The organism is Bradyrhizobium sp. AUGA SZCCT0160 (assembly GCF_018130105.1).
Taxonomy (GTDB): domain Bacteria; phylum Pseudomonadota; class Alphaproteobacteria; order Rhizobiales; family Xanthobacteraceae; genus Bradyrhizobium.
On sequence record NZ_JAFCMD010000036.1, the window covers coordinates 28527 to 53455 of the forward strand.

Genomic DNA, 24929 nt, shown 5'->3' on the forward strand with positions numbered 1-24929 from the left:
CCGGCGATCCCGGTTGTCGAGGCCTTGGGAACCAACCAGGAAGCCTTGAGCCCTAAAGCCTCCAGCGATGAAGACTTGCCCCGTTGGTCGGGGCTTGTCCGCTCGGTCCGCCGCGATTCCCGCCCTGAGAAAGCCGATGCGCTCGCGTGAGAGCGCATCGGCCGCGTCAGACGAACAGGAAGTTGCTGTGATCGAGGTTGGTCGCGTAAACGTTCTTCAGCGTGATCGAATCCGTGGCTGACAGGTGGATCAGCGTGTCGGCTCCGGATTGCGTAAACTGAAGGTGGCTGTAGTCGGCGACCAGCGATGCTGCGATCTTGATCGTATCATGGTTGGCCGCGGCGCCGGCCTGGAAGCTGTTGATCTGGTCATTGCCATGGTCGAAGACGATCATCGTCGATCCCGGGGCGGCTGAAAACAGGTCGTTTCCGTTTCCGCCCTGTATCGACTGACCAGCGCTGACAGCCGTGACGGTGTGGGTTCCGTTGCTCTTCAGAAGATCGAGCTGCAGCAGCGTGCCGCCGGCGGCATAGCTTTCGTGCAGGGTCGCGCCCGGGTTGTCGGTGACGGCATATTTGTAGACGTCCTTGGTGCCGTCGGCGTTGTTGACAATTTCCTGGGTCTTGGTCCCGGCGCTGTCGTACAGATCGGTTACCTTACTGCCATCGGAGTGGATGACCTGCTTGTAATCCAGCGATCCGTCGGCGTGCAGGCGCGTGTCAGAGGTGATCTTGCCCGCGGCGTCGATATGCTGGATCTGGGTCGTGTAGGTCTGGCCGGTGATGTTGTAATAGTAGTTGTCATCGCTGCCGTCGGCGTTGCTGACATACATCTTCATCTTGACGCCTGACGAGTACAGCGTGTTCGAGGACGAGCCATCCGTGTTCTGAACGTAGTCGCTGGTCATGTTTCCGGCCGAGTCGAACAGCTTGCTTTCCTTGAAGCCGTCCGCGTTGGCGACGTAAATCGAGGCGATGACGCCGCCGGAATAATTCGTGGTGGTGACGTCACCCCCGGCCGTCTTGACGACGTCCTGAACCAGCGCACCGGTCGATGCGTTGTAGCTATCGGTCACCGTGGAACCGTCCGTGTGGTGGGTGATCTCGGTGAGCTTGTGACCGGTGCTGTCGTAGAGGTCCGTCACCTTGGTGCCGTCGCCGCTGATGACCTGGCGATATTCGAGTGTGCCGTCGGCGTGCCAGCGGGTGTCCGCCGTCATCTTGCCGGCGGCATCGTAGTGCTGGGCCCGGGTGGTATAGGCCTGGCCGGTGATGTTGTAATAGGTATTGTCGTTGCTGCCGTCGGCGTTGGTGACGTACATCTTGGTCTTGACGCCCTCCGAAAACAGCGTGTTCGAAGACGAGCCATCCTTGTTCTGGACCAGGTCGCTGGCGATCCGGCCAGCGCTGTCGTAAATCTTCGCCTCCTTCGAGCCGTTGGCACCGACGATATAGACCGAGGACAGCTCCGACCCGTTATAGTTTGAGGTCGTTACGCCGCTCGCGTTCTTCACGACGTCCTGGATCAGGTTGCCCGACGTATCGTATTTCTCGGTCTTGGTGGCGGACGAATTCCAGCGGATCACGGTGGTCTTGTGACCGGTCGAATCATACAGCGCTGTCACCTTGCTGCTGCCGTCGCTGCTGACGACCTGGTGGTAATCGAGCGAGCCATCGGCATGCCACCGCGTTTCCGCGGTCATGACGCCCTTTGAATCGTAGTGCTGGGTCCGGCTGGTATAGCTCTGGCCGGCGATATTGAAGTAGGTGTTGTCCTGGCTGCCGTCGGCGTTGCTGACATACACCTTGGTCTTGACGCCGGCCGAAAACAGCGTGTTCGAGGACGAGCCGTCCTTGTTCTGAACCAGATCGCTGGAGAGGCGACCCGCGCTGTCGTAAAGCTTCGCTTCCTTCGAGCCGTCGGCATTGGCGATATAGACCGACGCCAGCACCGAGCCGTTATAGTTGGAGGTCGTGACGTTGCCGGTCGTGGTCTGGACGACCTCCTGGACCAGATTGCCGGATGAATTGTATTTTTCGATCGTGGTGGCAGTCGGAGTCCAGCTCGTCACGGTGGCCTTGTGGCCGGCCGCGTCATACAGCGTCGTCACCTTGCTGCTGCCGTCGCTGCTGATCACCTTGGTGTAGTCAAGCGTTCCGTCGGCGTGCCAGCGGGTATCAGCGGTCAATACGCCCTTTGAATCGTAGTGCTGTTTCTGGGTGGTATAGGACTTGCCGGTGATGTTGTAATAGGAGTTGTCCTGGCTGCCGTCGGCGTTGGTGACGTACATCTTGGTCTTGACGTTGGCCGAGTACAGCGTGTTCGAGGATGAGCCATCGGTTTTCTGGATCAGATCGCTGGTGAGGCGACCGGCGCTGTCGTAGATCTTTGCTTCCTTCGTGCCGTTGGAACTGGCGACATAGACCGAAGACAGCACCGTCCCCTTGTAGTTGGATGTCGTCACATCGCCGGTGACCGTGCGGACGACTTCCTGCACCAGATTGCCGGACACGTCGTACTTGCCGGTCGTGGTGGCGGCGGAATTCCAGGCGATGACCGTGGTCTTGTGGCCTGTGGCGTCATACAGCGTCGTCAATTTGCTGCTGCCGTCGCCCGCGATTGTCTGGGTGTAGGCGAGCGAGCCGTCGGCGTGCCAGCGGCTATCCGAGGTCAGTTGTCCGGTCGGGCTGTAGTGCTGGGTCTGGGTGGTATAGTTCTGACCGGTGACATTGTAATAGCTGTTGTCATGGCTGCCGTCGGCGTTGGTGACGTACATCTTGGTCTTGACGCCGGCCGAATACAGCGTGTTCGAGGATGAGCCATCCGTGTTCTGCACCAGCTCGGCGGTCAGCTTGCCGTTGACGGCATCGAACTTCTTGGTTTCCCTGGAACCGGTCGCCGCATCGACGGTGACCTGCTGCGTGGCCACGCCCGCGGTATAGAGGGTGCTGTCGGTTGATCCGTCTGCAAAAATCGTCGATTTGCTGGTGATCATTCCGCCGGTAAAGTTGGACGTGCTGGTGGACTGCAGGTTTGCGGAAGAATCGAAGAGCTTGGTTACGCTCCAGGCGCTGGTGGAGGTCGTAACCGAAAACGAATAGCCGCCCTGGATGGCCGAAAGCGCATTGCCATAATGCGAGATCATATATTTCATCGTCGATTCGGACGCGACCGGAAGCACGTGAGTATCCGTCAAGGTAATCGTCGCGAGCGATTCGTTGGTGTTCAAGTCAGACAATTGCAACGCGATTTCCGCGGCCGTCCCGCTGACATTGGTCGGCAGCGGCTCTTCGGGCGCAGGCGCCGGCGCGTCGATCTCGATGATCAAGGGATGATCGCTGAGCGGGACGGTGATCTGGCTGACGTCGGTATAGGTCGCGATCGGGGTTGAGCCGCTCAGCGGATCGTAGACGCTGACCGAATGGTGCACGCCTCCGAGATTGACGGTGACAGGTTGAGAAGGGTTGGAGATTTCCGTGTCGGTGGCGTCGTTCCAGACCTTCGGCTCGGCCCAGATCACGAGTTCGTAGGCGCCGTTGCTCTTGCCGAGGACCATGCTGTTGCCCGTATCGGGCATGTTGCTGAGCGAGTAGCCCAGCTGCGCGGTTGGTTGATGGCCACCGGTGCCGTCGTCGCTCAGGATGGTCGTGAGATTGTGGACCGCAGTAGCCGCCAGCTTCGGCGTCCCATCGCTGTTGAACAGGCCGAAATTCATCTCCGGATCGTTGCTGACGCCGCTCGCACCTGCGTCGAGCAGTTGGTAGAGATATGTCGTGCCGACTCCGCCCTTGAAGGCGTCGACCAGGGTGTTGAGGATCGACTTGGCCTGCACGTTTTCGCTGGCGCCGATGTAGGGGGTATCGATCTGGGTCGTATAGCCGGTCTCGGTGATGACGGCCGGGTTGCCCGACGATACGGATTTGGCGTTGGCCAGCAATAACTGGAGCGCCGCGTGGGGCGTCGAGCTCGTGCTGACATAGGCGTGCGAGTTCGCAAAGTCGGAAGCGCCCGACAGGTCGCCCAGCTTGGCGTAGTCCGCTAGGTCATTGTAACCCAGCGAGAGATTGTAGACGGCGATGTTGGCGAGAGCGGCATTGCCGTTCACGGCGGCAAAATAGGCCGCCTGGAACTGGGCCGCGGCTTCGATCGTGGAACTGCCGTTGTAGCTGAATGCCTGAAGATTGGCCTCGTTCAGGCCCTCCAGCGCAATAACGCTACCCGCATGAGCTGTGCTGAACTGTTCCACCGTGGCCAGATACTGCTGCAGCGCGGCGCTGCCGCCGGCGGGCACGCCGGACGGAACAACCAGATCGAATTTGTAGCCGTCCGCAGCCAGTCCATTCAGGACAGGTTGCGCCTCCGGAATGTTGGTGAGCCCGTCGCGCAGTTTTGTGACACCGAGATATTCGAGGCTGTCCTGCAGCAAAGCGAGATTGTCATACGAGCCCCAGGAATACCCCACATGCGTGTTGACGCCGATGGAACTCACGAAGGAACTTGCGGAGAGGACGGTCTGGTCGGCGGATGTGGTCATCGATTGCCCGGCTGTTGGAAGGGAAGAGTTGTGCGAGATTTAGCTGCCAGTTTTCTTTTTTGAGTATTTGATTTGGATAAAAGTGGAAGCAACAAGGGGATTTTTCATTGCTAAGGATTTCCCGGCGGTTTGTTTGCGCGACGTCTGGAATGGGAGCCAGAATCGGCAAGCTTGGATATTGCGGCTTGGTCTGTTCTCATGATGACGGACTGAAGGCGGCGGCTGCCTTGCGTTGCCTACTTGGAATGCTTGGCTGCTTGCCAAGCAGGCAATCATGGACGTCGTGAGCGGTCGAGATCGAAATAATACGGGTTTGTCCGCGACGGTTAATCGGAGGTTGGTTTTTCACGTCGCATCCGGCGGATCGGGGAATTTGCCGCGGATGTTCCTCACGGCGCTGAAAGGGCACGGTTTTGGCGCGTTGTGGTCAAACGATCGGATTAAATGGGTCGTTTAATGTCAATGGCCGGCCGCATTTGTATTCGGTTCCCGGACTGGACCCGACTTTTGCGGCGCGCTAAAGCAAAGCGCCTTACCGCGGCAAATTGCAGCAACGGCATGCGTGGAGCGGGTTTCGCATGGTCCTTGCTTTTGTTTCGAAAAGCCAAGGCGTCACAGAAGGTGATTATGATGAGCGTTGTGAAGGCGACTGGGTTTGAGCGGACGGCCGCAGCGATCATCGCGCGGAAATTGGGTCTTCCGCTCCTCGTCCTGGTTGCGGCCGCGATCGGTTCGTTGCCAGCTAACGCCCTGGAGTGGGGCACCAACGGGCCATCCGCCATCAGGGCGAATCTGGGGCCCGCCTTTAAGGTCATGAAAGAGCGCGGCCTGACGCAATTCAGGATAGGTGTGAATCTTACCAAGGACACCGAACCGACCGAAGCCCCGATGTTGAGGCGGGCGATCGCACAGGGCAAGGCCCACGGGATAACGCTACATCCCGTGTTCGGCTTCGCCTTCCGGTGGGGAGATCGCACGGATGCGGGCAACTATCCGAAGGGCGACCGTGAGGCGCTGTATCGCCAGGGCTTCAACCGGACCTACGATTTCGTCAACCAGTTCAAGCACGATATCAAGGACTGGGAACTGGAGAACGAGTTGAACCTCGTCGCGCACGGTCCTGATGGCAAGAGATTGTTCGGCAGCGGCGGCACGGCGGAAGAGTTTGAAAAGCCGATCATGGAAGATTGGGCGGCCGTCCTGCGCGGCGCGTCAGACGCGATCGACAAGATCAACAAGGAAAACGGACTTCATTTGCGCAAGGTTCTGAATACGACATCGACGATGTTCGGCTTCCTGGACTTCATGGCCGCGCGCGGGGTCGGGTTTGATGTGATTTCCTACCATTATTACGAAGTGCTGGGAGAGAATCCCAACAGAGCCTGGAATGGCCCCAATCCGCGCTTCAACCTGTTCAAGAAACTGGCCACCTATCGGAGGCCCGTCATATTCAATGAGATCAATTGCGGCGAGATCTACAAACCGGATTATGGCAACAAGCCCGGCGACCATATGACGGAGCGTTGCCTGAAGAGCCTGAACGACACGCTCACCGCGCTCCGGGACCAAAAGGATGTCGTCGTCGAGAGCATCAGCATCTATGAACTGCTCGATGAACCCTCAAAAGCCCCGCCTGAAAACCGGTTCGGCCTGATGTACGATCTAAAGACGCCAAAGATCGCGATGTACCTTGTTTCCCGCTTTGCGGGGGCTCCTCTCTCCCCTGAAGAGGCCGCCGAACTGGAAAAGAGAGGGCTATGAGGAGCGGCCGGCCGACGTGTGACGCCGATCCCCGGGTGGGAATTGACGGTGCGCCCGGCCCGCATCTTGCACCCTGATAATCCGATCACAGATTAATCCAATCAGAGAATAATCAGAAAATCTGAAAATCGGAGAAAAACCGGGCGGGCGACGGAGATCCGTCATCGATCGGGACGGATTTCCAAGCTAAACCCTGCCTTATGTTTCACGAGATCGAGTAGAGAGATAAATCGATGACCGAGGTCGCTTCCGGCAGCGCCAATGTCCTGTTTCTGGTTGAAGTGGTGAATTGCAACGATGGCATTGCTTCGTATTGCGAGACGCTTGCGACCGGCCTGCAAGGCCGTGGCGTGCAGATCTATCTGGTTTCCGGCGAAGTGCGCTCGGACGAGAAGTCTGAATACAAGCGCAAAAAGCTGAGCGCGGCCGTCAGGGAATGGCACGAGATTCCCGGACTGAGCAAGCTGCCGTCGCCGGCGATATTCTTTCGGCTGCTGAAGTTGATCAGGGAGCGAAAGATTACGGTCATCAACGTCCACGGCCTCGGCATGCTGTTATGGGGCAAGCTGCTGTCTCTCCTGACGGGAGCGCGCTGCGTTGCGACCTATCACCCGTCCGTTCTCGGCAATATCGCCAATGCCCAGAACGCGCCGAAGTCACAGTTCAGTCTGAAGCAGATACTGTTCTTCAACGCCTTCTTTCCCCACAAGCTGATCCTGATGTCCGAAGAATCGCGCCAGCACCTGAGCCGATATCTTTTGCTTCGGAAGGATGGAATTGCAAAAGTCTATGGCGGCGTTGACACCCAACATTTCTGTCCGCCTTCGGCTTCTGAGCGGCTGCAGGCACGGAAAAGATTCGGTCTGGAAGAAGGCGACTTCATGTGCCTGCTCGCGGCCCGTCTGGCATGGGTCAAGGGACACGATCTGCTGATCAAGGCGGCGCGAAAGCTACGCGACCGCGGCGATCCCCCTCCGCTCGATTTGAAGTGCTTCTTTGTCGGGAGCGGCGGCGCCGACCGCGAGAAGGAGATCAAATCGTTCGCCTATGCGGGCGATGAAAAGGACAATCAGACGTTCAAGTTTCTGGGTTTCATGGGCGACGTTCGCGAGGCGCTATGGGCCGCCGACGTGTTTGTGCTTCCCAGCCGCTTTGAAGGGTTTCCATTAGGCGTTGCCGAGGCGATGGCGACAGGACTGGTCCCGGTCCGGACGCCGGCCGGCGGCGCCTCGGATCAGATCATCAACGGACAAACCGGTTTCGTCGTTCCGTTCGAGGACGTGGATGCGCTGGCCCAGGCGATCGAAAAGCTGGCTGATCCCGCCCGGCGGCAGGCGATGGCAAATAATTGCATCGCACGAGCCCAGCAGTATTTCGGTGTCGGTCCGATGGTCGATCAAACCCTGCAGATCTACGGATTAGTTCCGGCGCAGCCGCAACGAGCCGAGAAGGGTCGGGAAGATTACGCTCTGACGTGATGGATCAGTCTTTGCCCGGACGTTGGTCCGCGTGTCTGGCCGACAGAAACTCGCCCTGCCAGGCGACCAGCGCGACGGCTATGGCCGAGATGACAATTTTGCCGGCCAGCCAGAGTAGGGGCTCGGAAGGGACTGCAGCGAAAGCTCCAATCAGGGTGGCTGCAACGATCGATACGCCCAGCAGCAGCCATCTCGGAACCACGCCGAAACGGATGATCGGGCCGCTGCCGCACAATATGACGATTGCGGTCGCAACGGCTGCGCTCGCAACCTGAGCGGCTGTAGACAAGCGCAGCACCGCTGCAATCGATGCAACAACCGACACCAGCGCCAGTTGGCAGCCAGCGACCACCACAAGCCTGGTGGCGGATTTTCTTAAGTGCGGGATCACCGCAAGCGTGGCCTGCAGATGGGTATGAAGAAAGTAAAACACGGTGGCTGCCGGCGCCACCGCCAGGAAACTCGACAGGAGATTGGCCGGAACGAACAGCCGGCTGGCATCCGGCAGAAAGCCGATCAGGCCGCCCAACATGACGGTTGTCGCGCATAGAATGAAGTCGAGCAGCCGGGACGTCGCGCGCCGCGCCTCATCGTCCGTGCCGCGCTCGAACTGGACGACCACGTCAGGATAACTCACCGTGTGTATCGCGGCCACGAGAACCGAGAATGGCCGCTGCAGCAAATCGATCGCCATCAAGAAGGCGGCGGTCGCTGCGGGGGCTGCTGGTCCCAAGCTGCTCACAACGATGAAACGGATCATCACCGGAACGGAGAGATGGATCACCGAGGCGCCGGCGGCCAGCATTCCGTAGCGGGAGAAATCCATCCAGTCCGCCAACATGATGCGACAGGGTACCCGTCGCAGCGGCGTGCGATGCGCAAACAGGCCGGCGACCAGGGATGTCGCATGCCCGCATGCGATGCCAAGGAGAGTGGCTTCCGCCGTTGCATAGATGCTCGCGCCGGCAACGGCGCCGACAAGCAGGAGGCCGGCTCGCAGGATCAGGAGGAGCGCCGCGGTACCAAGCCGATCCGACACGCGGATCGCCATGAAATACATGTCGGTGAGTCCCTGCAGAACCGCGATTGCCAACCCAAGCGCGACGACGCGGGGCGCGAGAGTGCCGATCAGTGAGGCGGCACTACCGACTGAAACCAGCACCGCGGCGCTCAACAATCCCGCGGCGAACAACGAGGACCGCAATCTCGCGGCGTCCTCACCCTCCGCCGCCGCGAGAAAACGAACGCCGGCAAGTTGCAGCCATTCGAACATGAATACGCACAGCAGCTGGCTTGACGCCAAAGCGAGCGAAAACGAAGTATAGCTGGCGGGCGGCAGGAGATGGCTGACGGCAAAAATGAGCGCGATGGCGGCCGCACTCTGGAAAACATAGCCGCCGAACGCGAGGAGGCGGATCATCGCAGGCCGGCACGAATTGGCGGCCAGTCCAGGCATCGAGCCGGGGCGAAGCTCTCAGCCGCTATGGCCGGGACCATCATGATCTGGCCATTCCCCGGGATTGCCTGACGCGCTCGAATGCATCGCGATACCTGGCGACGACGTCGACGAAGGTCCATTTGTTGAGCCCGGCTCTTAACCGTTGGCTGATATCGGAAATCTGCCGCGGGGATTCAATGATATGCAACAGGCTCTTGGTCAGAGAGCCGGGGTCAGGCGCCGTCAGCCACCCCGTAACATCCTGTTCGATGACTTCCTGTATTCCCCCGAAGCGGGTCCCAAGCAGCGGTTTTCCGGCCGCCTGCGCGTCGGCCACCACCAGCGGGCTTGGATCTTCCCAGACTGACGGAACCACCACGACATCGACCTGTTCATAGAATTCCCTGGGTGCGACAAAACCCAGGAAATCAATTCGGGCGTTGGGCGCCAGCGATTTGATATGCGCGCGCTGGCTTTCCGTTGCATGGCCGGCGACGACAAGCCGCATCAGGTGAGGTGGAATTGCCGCAACCGCCTGGACGAGGTTGTAGATGCCCTTCTCCTGCGTCAACCTTCCGATAAATCCAAAGGTAACCACTCCGTCGGGACTTTCCGTGCCCTTGTCGCCGACATCGGCGGTCGAAGCGTTGCGAATGACGGTGCGCAGTGGCGTATCGGCAAACAACCCGAACTGGGTATGGATATCAAGGATACGTTGGCTCACGCCCACGACGGCGTCGAGATGCTTGGTCGTGCTGCGTCGGTTGACCGTCAAAATCTTGCAACTGACGCAGGTGTGAGTGCACGCGCTTCCGTTCGAAAAGCGGGAGCACCGCGGGCAGGTCAGGTAATAGTCGTGAAGGGTATGAAGGATCGGAATGCCCAGGTCCGAAGCAGTTTTCCATACCCCCGTCGTCAATCCCGAGAGGTTATTGGAATGCAGGATATCGGGCTTGAAGGCCCGTATCCGTGCGGCAACCAGTTGCGCGGTCTGCTGCCAGTCTTCCACCGCGTGCCAGACCGCCCGGATCGGCGCGCCATGAGGTTTGCTGAACGGGAAATACACATTCTTTACCGGCGCCGAATAAACATCGATGCCGTTGCACGCTTCCATTGCCTGGTTGGAAACAGACGCTGCGCGGATCACTTCCACGCTGTCACCCTTCCCCACCAGGCTTTCGGCAAGCCGGCGCACGAATATCTCGGCGCCGCCCACGACTTTTGGAGCCTGCGGCGTTGGATAGATGGATGACGTAATAAGAACTCTCATTGAAGGAGTCTCGTCCCCAAGAACAATAGAAAATGGATGCTTGAAACTATTCCCTGTCAGGGAGCTTTCGAACTGCCGGCCGAATAAACCTCCATGTATTGCCGCGTGACCGACTCCGGCGAGAATTTATCTGCAAAGTCCTGTTGTAGCGGCTGCGTCATCTTCCATCTCGTTGTGTCGTTGACCGCCTTCACCATGAGCTCGGCCAACTGACGAAAATTGTTCGGCTCGTAGGAGCCCACCATATTTGAAAATCCCGAAATCTCCGGAATCCCTCCTGCCGTCGAGCAAATAGTTGCGCGGCCGGCATTAATGCTTTCGATCAGCGTCCGCGGCAGCGGTTCCGGCCAGACCGAGCTGACGAGGCAGACGTCGATGCTGGCGTAGAAATTCGCCGCTTTCGTAAAGCCAAGCCATTCGATGCGATCGTTCTTCTGGCCGGCCTTCAGGCTGCCTACGTACTGCTCGAGCCCCTTTCCGGCAATCTTCAGCCTCCAGCCTACGTCAGGCAGCAGTTCGGCCGCCTTCAGGACGACCTCGATACCCTTTTCGGCTTCGATCCGTCCAATGAAGCCGAACACCAGATCGCCGGTAGCGGGCGGCGAAACCGGGGCCGCCTCGCTGACGTCGGCAATATTGAAGATGACCTTGCCCGGGATGTTGGCGAAATAGCCAAGTTTCTGGTGCTGATCCAGCACAAATTGGCTGTTCGAAACGACGGCATCAACCATGCGCGAAGCAATCAGGGAAGGGGCGGTCATGGTCGCGCAGGCCGGGCACCGGCGGGTACATGTCTGTCCGTTGCGGAACAGGGTCGACCTTTTGCAGATCAGGGAATAGTCGCGCAGCGTGTGGACGACCCGCAGCTTGCGGCGCTTGGCTTCCGACCACAACGATACCGAAAATCCCGTGAGATTGTTGGTGTGCAGAACGTCGGGCGCCTCAGCATCGAGAACCGCTCCGAAGCGTTTGGCCGCCTCGCGATTCCAGGTGTCACGCAAATGCCATTTAAGTCGTCGCAGCCGCGACGGCTTTCGATCCTGGTCGAATGGCCAATAGTCGTTGTCGATCTGCAACCTGTATACGCGAACACCCCTGATCTCGCTGATCGAGGTTTCCGCCGCCTTGTGAAGGCAAATCACGGAAACCTGGTGACCCCTGAGGGCCAGTGCTTCCGCCAGCAGAGAAACGGAAACTTCAGCGCCTCCCATGATTTCCGGAGGGTAAAGGCTGTTTACGAGAAGTATCTTCAACTATCGCCTCATCGGTGTCGATCGATTACCGCCGGTGCCTTGTTGCGAAGCAGGTCCTGAACGATCGACTCGTTCGACCTTACCTTCCACCAAGCGGTGCTGCCAGCCGAAACGCGCGGCACTGCACGCAACAACGTGTGCAGTATTAAATGTCCCGTTGCCCGAGGGACATCAGGAAATTAAATCCTTGTTAACGGGCGCCGACGATAGGGTTGGCAGCTATCTGGCGGCAGGATACTTGAGAAAACGGAGCCGCATCGTTCTCCATCACACGGCTAGTCCTCACGGTGGCGCAACTCCTCGAAGATCGCGCGGTATTCGGCGACGACTTCCGAGAATGTGCGTTGACTGTTCTTGTCGGCGAACTTCCGGGTCATCGTTGTTACTTCGTCAGGATTCGACAACATCTTCCTGATGCTTTCGGCCAGCGAGTCGGGATCGGGCGCCGTAAGCCATCCGACCGCGCCCCTTGCAACGGCCTCCGGTATGCCTCCGAAGCGGGTGCCGAGGAAGGGTTTGCCGGCGGCCTGGGCATCAGCGACCACGATGGGGCCGGGCTCCTCCCAGATCGGCGGAATGACCACGACGTCGATTTGACGATAGAACGTTTCGGGCGCGACAAATCCCAGGAATTCGATCTGGGCTTCAGGTGCCAGGGCAATCAACCGCTCCTTCATCTCGGCGCTGGCAGAGCCTGCGATCACCAGCTTGACGGAGTTTGGCGGCAACGTGCCGACAGCCTTGACCAGATTGTAAATGCCTTTCTCCTCCGTGAGGCGCCCGATGAAACCCAGCGTCAGGAGGTCGGCCGGGCGTCTGGGCTCGGGCGCGACCGGGGGGAGTGCCGAAGCGTGTCTGATGACCTTGCGCAGCGGGGTGTCTGCGAAGAGGCCCAACTCCGTGTGAATATCCAGAATGCGCTGGCTCACGCCAACGATCGCGCTGAGCTGCCTGGTCGCAGTGCGGCGGCTTACGGTCAGCAACTTGCAGCTGAAACAGGTGTGCGTGCAGGTGCTGCCGTGGGAGAAGCGCGAACATCGCGGGCACGTCAGATAATAATCATGCAAGGTGTGGACGATAGGGACGCCGTGGTCGGATGCGGCTTTCCAGACCGCCGTCGTCAGGCCCGACAGATTATTGGAATGCAGCACGTCAGGCCTGAACGCCTTGATCCGGTCGGCGACCAGTTTTGTCGATCGTCGCCAATCCTCGACCGCGTGCCAGAGTCCCCGCATTGGTGCGCTGTGTTGTTCGGTGAACGGCAGATAGATGTTACTGACCGGCTCGGAATAGATATCGACATCGTCGCATGATTCAGTTTGCTGGTTGGGGGCTGACGCGGCGCGGATCACTTCCACACTGTCTCCGCTGGCGACGAAGCCTTCGACCAGTTTGCGTACGAATATTTCCGCGCCGCCGATGACCTTTGGAGCCAGCGGCGTCGGGTAGAGGGATGTTGTAACAAGGACCCTCATCAAAAATGAGCCGTCCCGGTGAAGGTCGCATAGCGATTGGTTGCAATTGTTCTCATTGGTACAGAACGGTCCCCCTAGCTGTCGGCCGAATACATCTCCAAATATTCGCGGGTAATGGTCTCAGGCGTGAACTTCTCCGCAAAGTCTGGTCGCGGAGGCAGGCTTTTTTTCCATCGAGCGGCCTCGTCGATCCCCTTCAACATTAGTCCGGCCAGCTCGCGGTGATCGCTTGGTTGGTACATACCGATAAGGTTAGAAAACCCCGATATCTCCGGTATCCCACCCGCAGTGGAACAAATTGTGGCGCGGCCGGCGCAAATTCCCTCGATCAGGGTGCGCGGCAGCGGCTCCGGCCAGACCGAGCTGATCAGGCAGACGTCGATACCGGCGTAAAAATCCTGAGATTTGGCAAAGCCCAGCCACTTCACCCGGTCGCTCGGGTGACGGGCTTTGAATTCCCGGACATCGGATTCGAGCCCGCTACCGGCAATCTTGAGCTGCCAACCGGTGTCGGGCAGCAATTCTGTGGCCTTGAGCACGACATCGATGCCTTTTTCGGCTTCAATCCGTCCGATGAATCCAAATGTCAGGTCATCCTCATCGGAGGGGGCCGCCGCAGGGGCAAGTGCGCTGGTGTCGGCAATGTTGAAGATCACGCGTTCGGGAATTCCGGAAAAGTATCCGAGACGTTGATGTCGATCGAGCACGTACTGGCTGTTGGATGCGACGGCATCGACCAATCGCGAGGCCAGCCGGGACGAAGCCGTCATGGCAGCGCATGACGTGCATCGGCGCTCGCAGGTAGCGCCATTCTTGAAAAGCGTCGACCTTTTGCAGAGCAACGAGTAGTCGCGCAACGTATGCACGATTCTGATGTTGCGGCGCCTGGCTTCCGACCAGAGTGCCACTGAAAATCCCGTCAGATTGTTGGTGTGGACGACGTCAGGCTTTTCAATATCCAGGATTTCCGCGAACCGTTTGGCGGCCTTCCGGTTCCAGGTGTCGCGCAAGTGCCATTTCAGGCGTTGCAGCCGCGATGGCTTTCGATCCCGGCCGAATGGCCAGTAATCATTGTCGATCTGGAGCCTGTAGACGCGGACACCCTTCATGTCGCTGACCGCGGTATTCTGCGCGTCATGCAGGCTGACGACGGAAACCTGATGGTGGTTGCGGGAAAGGGCTTGCGCGAGCAGGGACACGGAAACTTCAGCGCCCCCGATGATCTCCGGAGGATAAAGCGTATTGACGATGAGTATTCTCAAGGATCGCCTCAGGTTGGAAGCTTGCCGGGTGCGAGAGTTCCATTCGCCAAGGGAAACTGAAGGCGAGGGAAGTCGGGCCATCTGCATCGACCGGCAGCGGGGTTCCGATGCGGCATGCCGTTCCGGCATTTGGCTTCGGTGCTTGATCGAGAGATAGGCAGTCTGGTTACCCGCTGCCATGCGTTTCAGTTGCAGGTCGGTTGCAGGGAACGTCGGATCAGCGTGCGGCCGTCGCGCCCGACGTGCTCCGGAACTTGATCCAGACGAAATTGATCCAGACGGAATTGATCCAGACAATGGCTCTCGTCCAACCGGTTGTGGCCGATGATAGCGCACGGGCAACCGGGAGTTAGAAACCACATTCGTCCAGGCGCTCTCAACTGCGCTCGGTACCGCGGTCGATTGCCTGAACGCGTCTATCCTCGCTTTGCGGTTCGATCGAGGCGATACCCCATCCCCGGTCTATCGCGTATTCGCAATGGTGGCGCTGATATTTGCTGCATTCGTGGTCGCCGCGTTCAGCGGGTTCATCAGCTTGATGAACTCGGTCGACGGCGACTCCGCAACCGAAATCACGTCGTGATCGCGCATCCGGAATGAATCTGCGTGGAACCAGCCATCGGGCTTGCTCATGTCGAACTTGTAGATGGCAGGCGCCAGCTCGGTCGGGAATTGAGATACGTTAAGTCCGACCCTCTCCAGCAGCGGCTTTGGTTCGAAGCGATAGACGAAGATCGATTTGGCATCGGCGCGGATGCCGTCCAGACCGCCGGCTTTCGCCAGCGCTTCGGCCAACGTCATGCTGTCGTTTTCGAAGGTGAAACGGCGGTTGTTGGTGCCACCGATCGAGCCAGGCGACGGTGTCGAGCCGAAGACCATGAACACCCTCGGAATTCGCGTCAGGAAGACGACGTCGCCGGGAGCGAGCAAGATGTCTTCGCCGGGATGACGGACCACGCTCGACATCGACTCGTTGTAGGTACGGCCAGCTCGTTTGATCGTGATGGTGGATTCGTAAGAGGGATATTTAGGACCGCCTGCACGCGCGATGGCGCCCATCAGTCGAATGCCGCCGGGATCGACGGGAAAGCGCAGCGGCGTGTTGACCTCGCCAAGCACGCTAACCTGGTTGCCGCGCTGCTCTGCAACGCTGACGACGGCCTGTGGGTCGATCGCGCGATCCTTGAGACGTTCGCGGATGATATTGCCTACCGCGCGCGGGGTGAGGCCGGATACCTTGATCGAACCGGCATACGGAATGTTGATGTTGCCGGACTGGTCGACCTGCTGGCGCGGAATGTCGACGAAATTACCCGGCCTCACGCCCGCTTCGCGCGGGATGAACAGACCGCCGGCCTGCGCTTCGTAAACGGTGACGGTGACGATATCGCCGACGCCAATGGTCACATCGCGATAGTTCCCGCCAGGCAATTTGGAAAATACCAATCCCGCCCCGTCGGTGAAGGAATTGGTGGCCTGCAGCACCACCGGATTGATCGGCATCAGGATGTAGGGAAGTGGTGCCGATGGCTGCGTGACGATCGCAGCGTTCGAATGTGTCGCTGATCCATCCGGCGCATCCGTCGGAATAAAGCCCGCGCAGCCGCCAAGGCCGAACGCCAGTGCAGCGAAAAGAGCAGAAGAACAAATCAACCCTCTTGCATTTGCTCTTCTTTCAATCACTGCAGCACCCTCGTGATACGCTTGGTCCAATTTAAAACTCTTCGTCCGGTTTAACCGTAGCAACCATCCGGATCCGAAGTCACTCCCGAGCGACCGCCTTCCGAGGTAAAGCCTCGTCCATGTGACCTTCTTGCAACTTGCATTGAGAGGGTTCTGAGCAAAACCTGGCTAAAGTTTGAGCATGGCGTGTATCGGTCAGTAAGTCTGCCGTTTTCTCGTCACGATCTCGCCTTCATGTCCGGCGGGAAATTAAATACCGTATTATTCGGCGCTATTTAATATCAGGGCGACGGCGCGCATACGCCGCGGCGGATGAGTGCGGTGCCGCGGATCGAGGTCGACATGCAGGGTCGAGCGACCGGCCGAACGAGCAGCCGAATGATCCGCCGAATGATCCTTGGGACGCCGAGCCCAAGGCGGCGGAACGATCGGGCGCGGAACGCGGTTCGGCGCGCTTGCCGCGCCCGCCCGAGGGGCGGATACAGGGCGCCCAGGACAGCCGTCCCGATCGGCTGCAGCGGGCGCACGCAGGATTTGAACGGCTAGGTGGGTTCTTGCTTCGCGGCGATCGATGAGCGAACGCGGTCGCTTAGCCAGTGGCCAAAGAACAAAACCCTGGTGACGATGGAATGGCCGCGTCCACCGGACGATTCAAATTGTATTTGACGCCCGCTCGCGGCATCGGATGGATCCGCAGCGTGAGATTTGGCCGGGTTATCGGTTGAGGCAGGATTTGGCCGGATCGGTCGAAAGTACATTGCCAGGGCGAAAAGGATATTAAACACGAACCAGCCTGCCAAAACGTACAGCAGCGTTTCCAAATGGAAGCCTCCTCAGGGGCGTCCGCCACTTATACATGAGTTGGCACGGGGAACTCGCCGCAAATCGATGCCGCAGCGCAACAATATTTCGCGCGCCGCAGCGATCGCCAGTTGTCCAAGATTTGTTAGGGATTTCAGCCGTTAAGCACGAGTCTCTTGGATCGATGTAACTACTTACTAATTCGGGCTCCCTAGCTATACTCCCTTCAAACGAGAAAAGGGGAGGCAGGCGAAATGGATGCCCTACCGATGGCATTGTTGGCGTTCACCGCTGGGTTTTTGACCTGCGCGTTGCTCGTCGCTGTCCTGATACGGTGGTCGTTCTCCGACAGGCGCGAGCGCGGCAACGAGTCCGCCGCCAGCGATGACCAGAAGCCGCGCGGAGTCGACTTTCTGTGGCTGGGCAGGTGAAATTTGACGAGGCCCGGAAGCCAGCCGTTCAACGCGGCGTCCAGGCCTTTGAAAATTAAGGCCCTTGAAAATTAAATTTCTTTGAAAATTAAGTCGGCGCAGCAAGCAGCAAGGCTGCGGCGACGATCAGAAATTGTTCGGCGAATCCGATTGCAGCTCGGCTTGTTGCCGGGATCGGATGTGATCGCCTCGACCGAGGTCGACATAGACCTGGCTCAGGACGCGATGCGTCTTCTCGATGTCATAAAGCTGTCTGAAGCGCTCGTAGCCTCGCTGACCGACCGCAGGCAGATCGAGCTTCAGCGCACGCCGAAACCCTTCAGCGAGTTGGGCGGCGGAAGTAGGTTCACAAAGCACACCCGTCACGCCATCTTCGACGATTTCCGGCAACGCGCCGATGCGAAAGGCAATGATCGGTTTGGCCGCCCGCATCGCCTCGAGGGCGACGAGGCCGAAGGCCTCCCAGCGTGAGGGGATGACGACGAGATCGGCCTTTTCGAGCTGGGCCTCGATCTGGTGCCGATCCTGCCAGCCCAGCAACGAGACGTTGGAGGGAAGCGCACGCCCCTCATCCTTGTATTTGCCGATCACCGAAGCCCCGACGATCCGGACGTCCACCTGGTCCTCGAGCGCGCGGGCGGCTTCGGTCAGGAGATCGTACCCCTTCTGGCGGTCGAGGCGGCCGATGAACAGAACCTTGGTCTTGTCCGAAGGCCATATCGCCGAGACCGTATCGAGCAGCGGGCGGTGCTTCGAAATACCGTTGTGCACAAGAACCAGGCGATCGGGGTCAATTCCGGCCTGAACCCCCTCTTTGTATTCATCCCTCGAAATGCAGATGATCCGATCCGTGATCTTGGCGAGGATACCTTCCGTGATTTTGGTGACCTGATGGCTCAGCCGGCCCGTCTCGCGAGAAAACGCCCAGCCGTGCGGACAGTAAACGACCCGCGGCCGCTTGCGCCTCAGCAACAGGAACGGGCGGAGAACCAGTCCGGCAAACGAGGAGTGCAGGTGAACGACATCCGGTTGCTGGCGGTGCACCGCGCGCAGGGTCGCGACCAGCATCCGGAACAGGCCCGAAACACCCCGGTCCGAACGGCCGAATTCCGTGATCTCCGCATCTTCGATCCCAACCAAATCGGTCCGATGACCGGATGGAATGACGTAGTGCACGTTGCCGGCGCCGAGGCTGGTGCGCTGATGGGGGTGCAGCTCGTTGAGATAAGTCGCGATGCCGCCCCGGATCGTTTCGGCGACATGCAGAACTTTCATGGTTCTAACCTGACTGCTGGGCACCCTTAATCCTTCATTTTCTTCGCGCTGATACGACAAGGCTGACCCCATTACGCAGCAATAATTGGGCCGCGATGTGGTGGGTTCCTGCCTTTGTTCAGGTTTAATACGTTTATTTAAATTTTAAACTGGGGGTTTTTCGAGAAAACGCAACATGGCGGCAGCGGATTTATCCCAGGAATAGGCTGCCAGGCGTGATTCCTGTTTCTGCCGCTCGGGGCCGGAGATGCCTCCGGCTGCAATTCTTTCGAGCATGCGCTGATGCAGCTGGTCCACGCTGAGCGGGTCGAAATAGGCGGCGGCGTCTCCGCAGGTCTCGCGTACCGCCTCTGCCGTACTCGCTATCACCGGACATGCGAAGAACATTGCCTCCAGCGGAGGCACACCGAAGCCTTCATAAAGGCTGGGGAAAATAAACGCATTTGCCCGCGAAAACAGCGCCGCGATCTCTTCGTCGCTGAGCCGGCCCGCCATCACAACTCCGGCCTTTGCGGCGGTGGGGCCGTCCGAAAACACCTTGCTGTTGTCGCCGCCGACCACGACGAGCGGAATATCCGCGCGGCCCAGCCGCTCCGACGCCTGGATCGCCAGCGAAACATTCTTGTTTTTCGTCATCGACCCGACGAAGAGAAAGTATCTGTTGGGAACGAGGCCCAACCGGTCGATCACCCCAAAATCCGGCACTGTTGCCGCAAAATGCTCGGCGCTGTTGGAAAACACCGGAATGGCCGGCGGTGCCAGCCGCAGGGCGGCGGCGAGTTCGCGCCGCGAGAACTCGGAAACCGTGGCGATTGTCGCGGTTCGGGCCAGCAGGTGGCCCAGCGTCCGATGCAGCATCAGGTAGCTCCGGCTGAAGAAATCCGGCCGGCGAAACACCTGTGCGTCATGCAGGACGACGAGGTGGTTACGGTGCAGAACCGGCCCGGAGTTGGCGAGGCTGATCAGCCGGCCGCCCGCCGACGCCCGCGCAAGGTCGATCTGATCCCAGGCATGCCCGGTCCGTTGGCCCACCTGTCTGGTCCTGATGACGGCGAGGTCGAGCTCGGCCTTCGCGTTGGGCGGGGCGAGGAGCTGCCATTCCGCCGCGAGCAGGGGCTGCGCGGCTTGCCCGGACGCCAGCAGGCGATCCATGGCCTTAACCATTTCGGCGGCATAGCGCTGAACGCCCGTAAGCGATTGCGACAGGAATCTACCGTTGATGAAAATTTTCAAAGACGATCTTCTTCAGCTTTCACGCACCCAGCGCCCGTTGCTGCCTTGTTAGTGGGCACGAGGGAGTGAGTTCGAATTGTGCCAATTCTGGCAAGGCGAAGTCTGGCAAGGCGAAGTCTGGCATGGCGAACCATCCGTGGGAACCGTTCCGCACGCATGCTGCCTCCGTTAAATCAGCACATGCCGTGCTGGCAAGAGAGGTTCAATCAAAAGCAACCAAACGAGCATGTCGGCTTCATGAATCTTGCAGCGTGCTAATTGTTTAGGAACGAATTTGGTTTGATGTTGATCGGGCGCGCGCTGTCGGCTGGATTTAATTGAGTGGAGATGGAACTCACCGCGCAACAAAAAGCACACATTCTGCGCGCATGGGACGTGCGCGGGCATGTTTCCTTGTTGGATCAGCGCAGAATGGTGGAGCGGGATTTTCGCAATGGCTGGGTCTGGTCCAATTAAGGCAAGCGCCGTTCTCGTCAACGGCGTGAGGTCGTGCGTTCCGGCAGTCATGACGACGGTGGTTTTCAGCTTCTTCATTAATCTGCTCGCATTCACCAGCCCGCTTTATATGCTGCAGATCTATGACCGGGTGATCGGCAGCCGCAACGAGACCACGCTGCTCGGCATCACGCTGCTGGTAGGTTATCTCCTGATCATCAATGCGCTGCTTGAGATGCTGCGCTCGCGCCTGATGGTTCAGGCCAGCCTCGCCGTCGACAGCAAGCTGGCCGGCTCGGTCTTTGATGCAACGCACTCCGCCGGCCTGCATTTCCCTCGCCTTGCCCAGGGACAAACGCTGCGGGACCTCGATTCTGTTCGCGAGTTCATCGCCGGTCCCGCCCTGATTGCGCTGTGCGACCTGCTGTGGATGCCGATCTTCATCGTGACCTGCTTCTTTCTTCACCCCTGGTTCGGGGCTATCGCGCTGGTCGGTTCAGCTCTCATCTTCCTGTTGACGCTTGCCAGTGAGCTCGCCACCACGGGCCCGATGAGCCAAGCCTCCAAGACGTCGATCGCGGCCAATCAGAAGGCCGTATCTGCCCTGCGCAATGCCGAAGTCATTCATGCCATGGGCATGCTCGACGTCCTGCGCGAGACCTGGATTGCGCAACATACCCATGTGCTCAATCTTCAGGCAATCGCGGGCACACGGTCGGGGTTGATGGCGGCCGCGTCCAAGTTCGTCCGCATGTTCCTGCAAGCGATGGTACTGGGCCTTGGCGCCTATCTTGCGATCCACAATCAGATTTCCGCGGGCATGATCATCGCCGCCTCGATCTTTGTCGGGCGGGCCCTTGCTCCGGTCGAGGGCGTCGTCGGAAACTGGAAGGGGCTGACCAACGCGCGCAACAGCTGGAGCAGGCTTGTCAAATTGTTCGCCGTCGCCGGCGAGGAGCCGAAGCGGGTGAGCCTGCCGCGGCCGGTCGGCCATCTGACGCTCGAGGCGGTCACCGCAGGGCCTCCGGAACAGTCCCGCAGCACCTTGCGGAACATCTCGTTCGAAGCACGACCGGGCGAAGTCGTGGGCATTGTCGGCCCGAGCGCCGCCGGAAAATCCAGCCTGGCTCGGGTGATTACGGGCGTGTGGCGACCGTCGTCAGGCAATGTGCGTCTCGACGGCTTCGATTTTTCGCATTGGAATCCGCGCGAACGCGGTCGCTACATCGGTTATCTGCCGCAGGACATTGAGCTGTTTTCCGGAACCGTCGCGCAGAACATCGCGCGCTTTCAAGAGGTCGACAGCGAAGCGGTGATCGAGACCGCCCGGCTTTGCGGATGTCACGAGATGATCCAGCTCTTGCCGGACGGCTACAACACCGCGGTCGGCGAGGGGGGCGCCACGCTATCGGGCGGTCAGCGCCAGCGCATCGGGCTGGCGCGGGCATTCTTTGATCGTCCGGCCCTGGTCGTGCTCGATGAACCCAATGCAAGTCTGGACCAGGGCGGCGAGGAAGCGCTGGTCCAGGCCATCAGCCGATTTCGCTCGTTCGGCACCACAGTCATTCTGATCACCCACAAGATCAGCGTACTGACCGTCGCCGACAAGATTCTCGTGCTCGAGGGCGGCATGGCGCAGGTGTTTGGTCCGCGCCACGACGTGCTCAAGCATTTGATCGCTCCTCCAGTGCCCGTTCGGGCTGCGGCAGGCTGAGGTCGGTCATCATGTTCGAGTTCAAGCTTCCGTTTTCAATTCCCGCGCGCTTCAAGGCCGGTATTCCCCGCCGCGTCCCCAATTCGCTGCCATTTGCCCATGCGCAAGGCAAAACGGCGATCGCCGGATACACGCTGATCATTTTCACTTTCGGAGTGATGGGTGGATGGGCGGCTGTCGCACCGCTCGACCGCGGCGTCGTTGCGCAGGGCGTCGTCATGATCGAGGACAGCCGCAAGGTGGTGCAGCACCTCGAAGGCGGTATGGTGAGCGAGATTTCGGTCAGAGAAGGCCAGTCCGTCGTTGAAGGGCAATTGCTGGTCAATTTGTCACCGCTGCAGGCGAGCTCGGGGCTCGAGACGGTGCGCAGTCAACTCGACGGCGCACTCGCGCTCGAAGCGTCGCTGGTTGCCGAAATTGATCGCCGCGATCGCATCACCTTTCCCCCGGAACTATTGGAGCGGCAGGCCGCTTCACCGATCCTGGCCAGGATCGTCCAGGACCAAACGCTGCAATTTGAAGAGCGCAAGCGCTCGCGTGCGACCCAGATCACGCTGATCGAATCCAAGATTCAGCAGCTCGGGTGGGAAATGGAAGGCATCTCCGTCGAGAAGTCGTCGACCGAGAAGCAGATCGGTTTCCTCGACGAGGAGTTGACGGGCCTTCGTTCGCTGAAGGAGCGGGGGCTGATCCCGATCACGCGCGTGCTTGCCATGGAAAGGGAGCGCACGCGCCTTGAGGGCATCGTCGGCCGTGCCATCGCGGATACGGCGAAAGCGACCAACGGAATCAGCGAAGCGCGCCTGCAGGTGATGCAGCTGGAGCAGAAATTCCAGGAGGAAGTATCGGCCCAGCTGCTGGAAACGCGCCAGAAGATAAACACCGCGAAGGAAAAGCTGATCGTGGCGCGGGACTTGTTCACGCGCCTCGATATTCGCGCGCCGCGGGCCGGCACCGTACAGAATCTCAAGGTGTTCACGGTCGGACAGGTCGTTCGTGCCGGCGAATCGCTGATGGAAATCGTTCCCAGCAACCAAAAGCTCGTCGTTCACGCCCAGCTTCCCGTCAACTCGATCGAACATCTCAGCGTGGGGCAGACCGCCGAAATTCGTTTCCCGGGTCTTCGCGCGCGCGGGATTCAAATGATGACCGGAAAGCTGGCATCCATTTCGCATGACAGACTGGTGGACGATGTTACCAAGCAGCCCTATTTCCTCGGCCTCATCGATCTCTCCGATGCCAAGCTCGATGAACGCTACCGCGACAAGCTGATCGCGGGCATGCAGGCCGACGTCGTGGTCGCGACCGGTGAGCGCACGGCGCTGGAATATATCGTGTCGCCGCTGACGGATGCCCTGCATACGTCTTTCAGGGATTGAACGCGCGAACGGCGATTTAAATACTCTGCACACGAATTTGGCAGATTGCGCTTGAAGCGTGGCAAGTTGCCTTACGCTGGTAATGCGCGGACCGAATGAGGATGACCGTGTCGACTTTAGGACCTGTGATTATCACTGGGGCCGCCGGATTTATCGGCATGCAGGTGTGCGAACGGCTGCTCGCGCGTGGTGAGCAGGTTGTCGGCATCGACGCGCTCACGCCCTATTACGATCCGGCGCTGAAGCGCGCCCGGCTCAATTACCTGAAGCAGCACACGGGCTTCGCATTTCATGAAACGGATCTTGCGGATTCCAGCGCGACGAAACTTGTTTTCGATGCGGTCAGACCCGATCGCGTCGTGCATCTTGCCGCGCAGCCGGGCGTTCGCGCATCGATCGACGATCCGATCGCCTGCATCCGGGCGAATTGCGACGGGTTCGTCACCGTGCTGGAGAGCAGCCGCCGTCACAACGTGAAGCACCTGGTTTTTGCTTCCTCGAGTTCCGTTTACGGCGCCAACCGCACGCTTCCGTACTCGACGGAGCACTCGGTCGATCATCCGGTCAGCCTCTACGCTGCAAGTAAAAAAGCCAACGAGCTGATGGCGCACACCTATGCCCATGTGCACCGGCTTCCGGTCACCGGCCTGCGGTTCTTTACCGTGTATGGCCCGTGGGGAAGGCCCGATATGGCGGCCTATCTCTTCACGCGCGCGATTTTCGAAGGCAAGCCGATCAGGATTTTCAACCACGGTGACATGCGGCGCGACTTCACCTATGTTGACGATATCGCGGAGGGAGTGATCCGCACCCTGGATCGTCCGGCTGCGCCGAATCCGGCCTGGGATGCGGAGAGGCCTGAATCTGCCACAAGTGCGGCTCCGTATCGCGTCTACAACATTGGCAACAACCGGCCGGTGAATTTGCTCGATTTTGTCTCGACGCTCGAACAGATCATTGGAAAGCCGGCGGTTCGGGATCTCCTTCCGATGCAGGCGGGGGACGTGCTCGAGACCTGTGCCGACATATCGGCGCTGCAACGCGATGTCGGCTTCTCGCCTTCGACGCCGTTGGCTGAAGGCCTGCGGCGATTTGTCGAATGGTATCGCGGTTACCATGGCGTGGCGGGCTGACCGGCACGGCCCATCCGGGCGAGAAAAGAAATGGTTACGGCCGGCCTCACCGGCGAACTGCCCGGAGATCTCACGCCCCGCGACTACAATTCGGGCAGATTGTGCCGGACATGATGCTGTTGCATGCCTGCCCGTCGTCTTGAGTAGGTAGGCCGCGGCTCGTGGCACTATTCTTGCGTTTCATTGTCATTCGCATTTCGTGATCGACCGCTAGGTCGTGCGGTGATTGATGGAGATCCTTCGTGCAAGAGACAAGCGTGCGTAACGGTGCCTTTGGCGCCGATAAATTCGGTTTAGAGAAACTCAAAGAGGTTCGCTGGAACCTCGGAGCGCCGCAGCTCTACCAATATTCGCTGTCGTCAGGCGAAGCCGTG

Annotated in this window: 17 protein-coding genes; 6 read left to right on the forward strand and 11 right to left on the reverse strand. The window is 59.5% G+C overall.

What is annotated here, in order from left to right; translation table 11 throughout:
• Positions 1-166: 166 nt before the first annotated feature.
• Positions 167-4534, reverse strand: a complete 4368-nt coding sequence (locus JQ558_RS34995; RefSeq protein WP_212296544.1) for an RHS repeat protein — start codon at positions 4532-4534, stop codon at positions 167-169.
• Between the two features lie 630 nt (positions 4535-5164).
• Here JQ558_RS34995 and JQ558_RS35000 point away from each other — a divergent pair.
• Positions 5165-6295, forward strand: coding sequence for a glycosyl hydrolase 53 family protein (locus JQ558_RS35000; RefSeq protein WP_212296545.1), 1131 nt, complete (start codon positions 5165-5167; stop codon positions 6293-6295).
• A gap of 233 nt (positions 6296-6528) precedes the next feature.
• Positions 6529-7773 (forward strand): glycosyltransferase family 4 protein, encoded by a 1245-nt coding sequence (locus tag JQ558_RS35005; RefSeq protein WP_212274569.1) that lies wholly within the window; start codon positions 6529-6531, stop codon positions 7771-7773.
• A gap of 4 nt (positions 7774-7777) precedes the next feature.
• Here the strand turns inward: JQ558_RS35005 and JQ558_RS35010 are convergent, their stop codons facing one another.
• From JQ558_RS35010 to JQ558_RS35040, 7 genes are all read right to left on the reverse strand, one after another.
• A complete protein-coding gene (locus JQ558_RS35010; RefSeq protein ID WP_312015065.1) occupies positions 7778-9046 on the reverse strand; it encodes a hypothetical protein in 1269 nt (422 codons plus the stop codon).
• Between the two features lie 223 nt (positions 9047-9269).
• Positions 9270-10427, reverse strand: coding sequence for a glycosyltransferase family 4 protein (locus JQ558_RS35015; RefSeq protein WP_312015066.1), 1158 nt, complete (start codon positions 10425-10427; stop codon positions 9270-9272).
• Positions 10428-10537: 110 nt separating this feature from the next.
• Positions 10538-11692 carry a glycosyltransferase family 4 protein gene (locus JQ558_RS35020; RefSeq protein ID WP_249128189.1) on the reverse strand — a complete coding sequence of 385 codons (1155 nt, stop codon included), beginning with the start codon at positions 11690-11692 and terminating at the stop codon, positions 10538-10540.
• Positions 11693-12009: 317 nt separating this feature from the next.
• Entirely contained in the window at positions 12010-13209 is a 1200-nt protein-coding gene (locus JQ558_RS35025; protein WP_212296548.1) for a glycosyltransferase family 4 protein, read from the reverse strand.
• Positions 13210-13283: 74 nt separating this feature from the next.
• Positions 13284-14471, reverse strand: coding sequence for a glycosyltransferase family 4 protein (locus JQ558_RS35030; protein ID WP_212296549.1), 1188 nt, complete (start codon positions 14469-14471; stop codon positions 13284-13286).
• Positions 14472-14933: 462 nt separating this feature from the next.
• Positions 14934-16124, reverse strand: a complete 1191-nt coding sequence (locus JQ558_RS35035) for a polysaccharide biosynthesis/export family protein (protein ID WP_249142773.1) — start codon at positions 16122-16124, stop codon at positions 14934-14936.
• Between the two features lie 572 nt (positions 16125-16696).
• The gene (locus JQ558_RS35040) at positions 16697-16975 is read right to left on the reverse strand and encodes a hypothetical protein (RefSeq protein WP_212213661.1); all 279 of its coding nucleotides are present in this window, start codon (positions 16973-16975) and stop codon (positions 16697-16699) included.
• Positions 16976-17209: 234 nt separating this feature from the next.
• Between JQ558_RS35040 and JQ558_RS35045 the strand changes: the two genes are divergently transcribed.
• The gene (locus JQ558_RS35045; protein WP_212296557.1) at positions 17210-17386 is read left to right on the forward strand and encodes a hypothetical protein; all 177 of its coding nucleotides are present in this window, start codon (positions 17210-17212) and stop codon (positions 17384-17386) included.
• Between the two features lie 126 nt (positions 17387-17512).
• On the opposite strand, the gene JQ558_RS35050 is transcribed toward JQ558_RS35045, so the two are convergent.
• The 3 genes from JQ558_RS35050 to JQ558_RS35060 form a co-directional block, all read right to left on the reverse strand.
• On the reverse strand, positions 17513-18661 hold the full coding sequence (locus JQ558_RS35050; protein WP_212296551.1) for a glycosyltransferase family 4 protein: 1149 nt from the start codon (positions 18659-18661) through the stop codon (positions 17513-17515).
• Positions 18662-18805: 144 nt separating this feature from the next.
• Positions 18806-19894 carry a glycosyltransferase family 1 protein gene (locus JQ558_RS35055; RefSeq protein WP_212296552.1) on the reverse strand — a complete coding sequence of 363 codons (1089 nt, stop codon included), beginning with the start codon at positions 19892-19894 and terminating at the stop codon, positions 18806-18808.
• A gap of 168 nt (positions 19895-20062) precedes the next feature.
• A complete protein-coding gene (locus JQ558_RS35060) occupies positions 20063-20428 on the reverse strand; it encodes a hypothetical protein (RefSeq protein WP_212296558.1) in 366 nt (121 codons plus the stop codon).
• Between JQ558_RS35060 and JQ558_RS35065 the strand changes: the two genes are divergently transcribed.
• The 3 genes from JQ558_RS35065 (at position 20400) to JQ558_RS35075 (ending at position 24555) form a co-directional block, all read left to right on the forward strand.
• Positions 20400-22043 (forward strand): type I secretion system permease/ATPase, encoded by a 1644-nt coding sequence (locus tag JQ558_RS35065; protein ID WP_249142774.1) that lies wholly within the window; start codon positions 20400-20402, stop codon positions 22041-22043. The two genes, JQ558_RS35060 and JQ558_RS35065, sit on opposite strands and share 29 nt — an antisense overlap.
• Positions 22044-22054: 11 nt before the next feature.
• Entirely contained in the window at positions 22055-23422 is a 1368-nt protein-coding gene (locus JQ558_RS35070; protein ID WP_212213652.1) for an HlyD family type I secretion periplasmic adaptor subunit, read from the forward strand.
• 107 nt (positions 23423-23529) lie between these two features.
• Positions 23530-24555: an NAD-dependent epimerase gene (locus JQ558_RS35075; RefSeq protein ID WP_409410621.1), complete on the forward strand. Its 1026-nt coding sequence runs from the start codon at positions 23530-23532 to the stop codon at positions 24553-24555.
• The last annotated feature ends 374 nt before the right edge of the window (positions 24556-24929 follow it).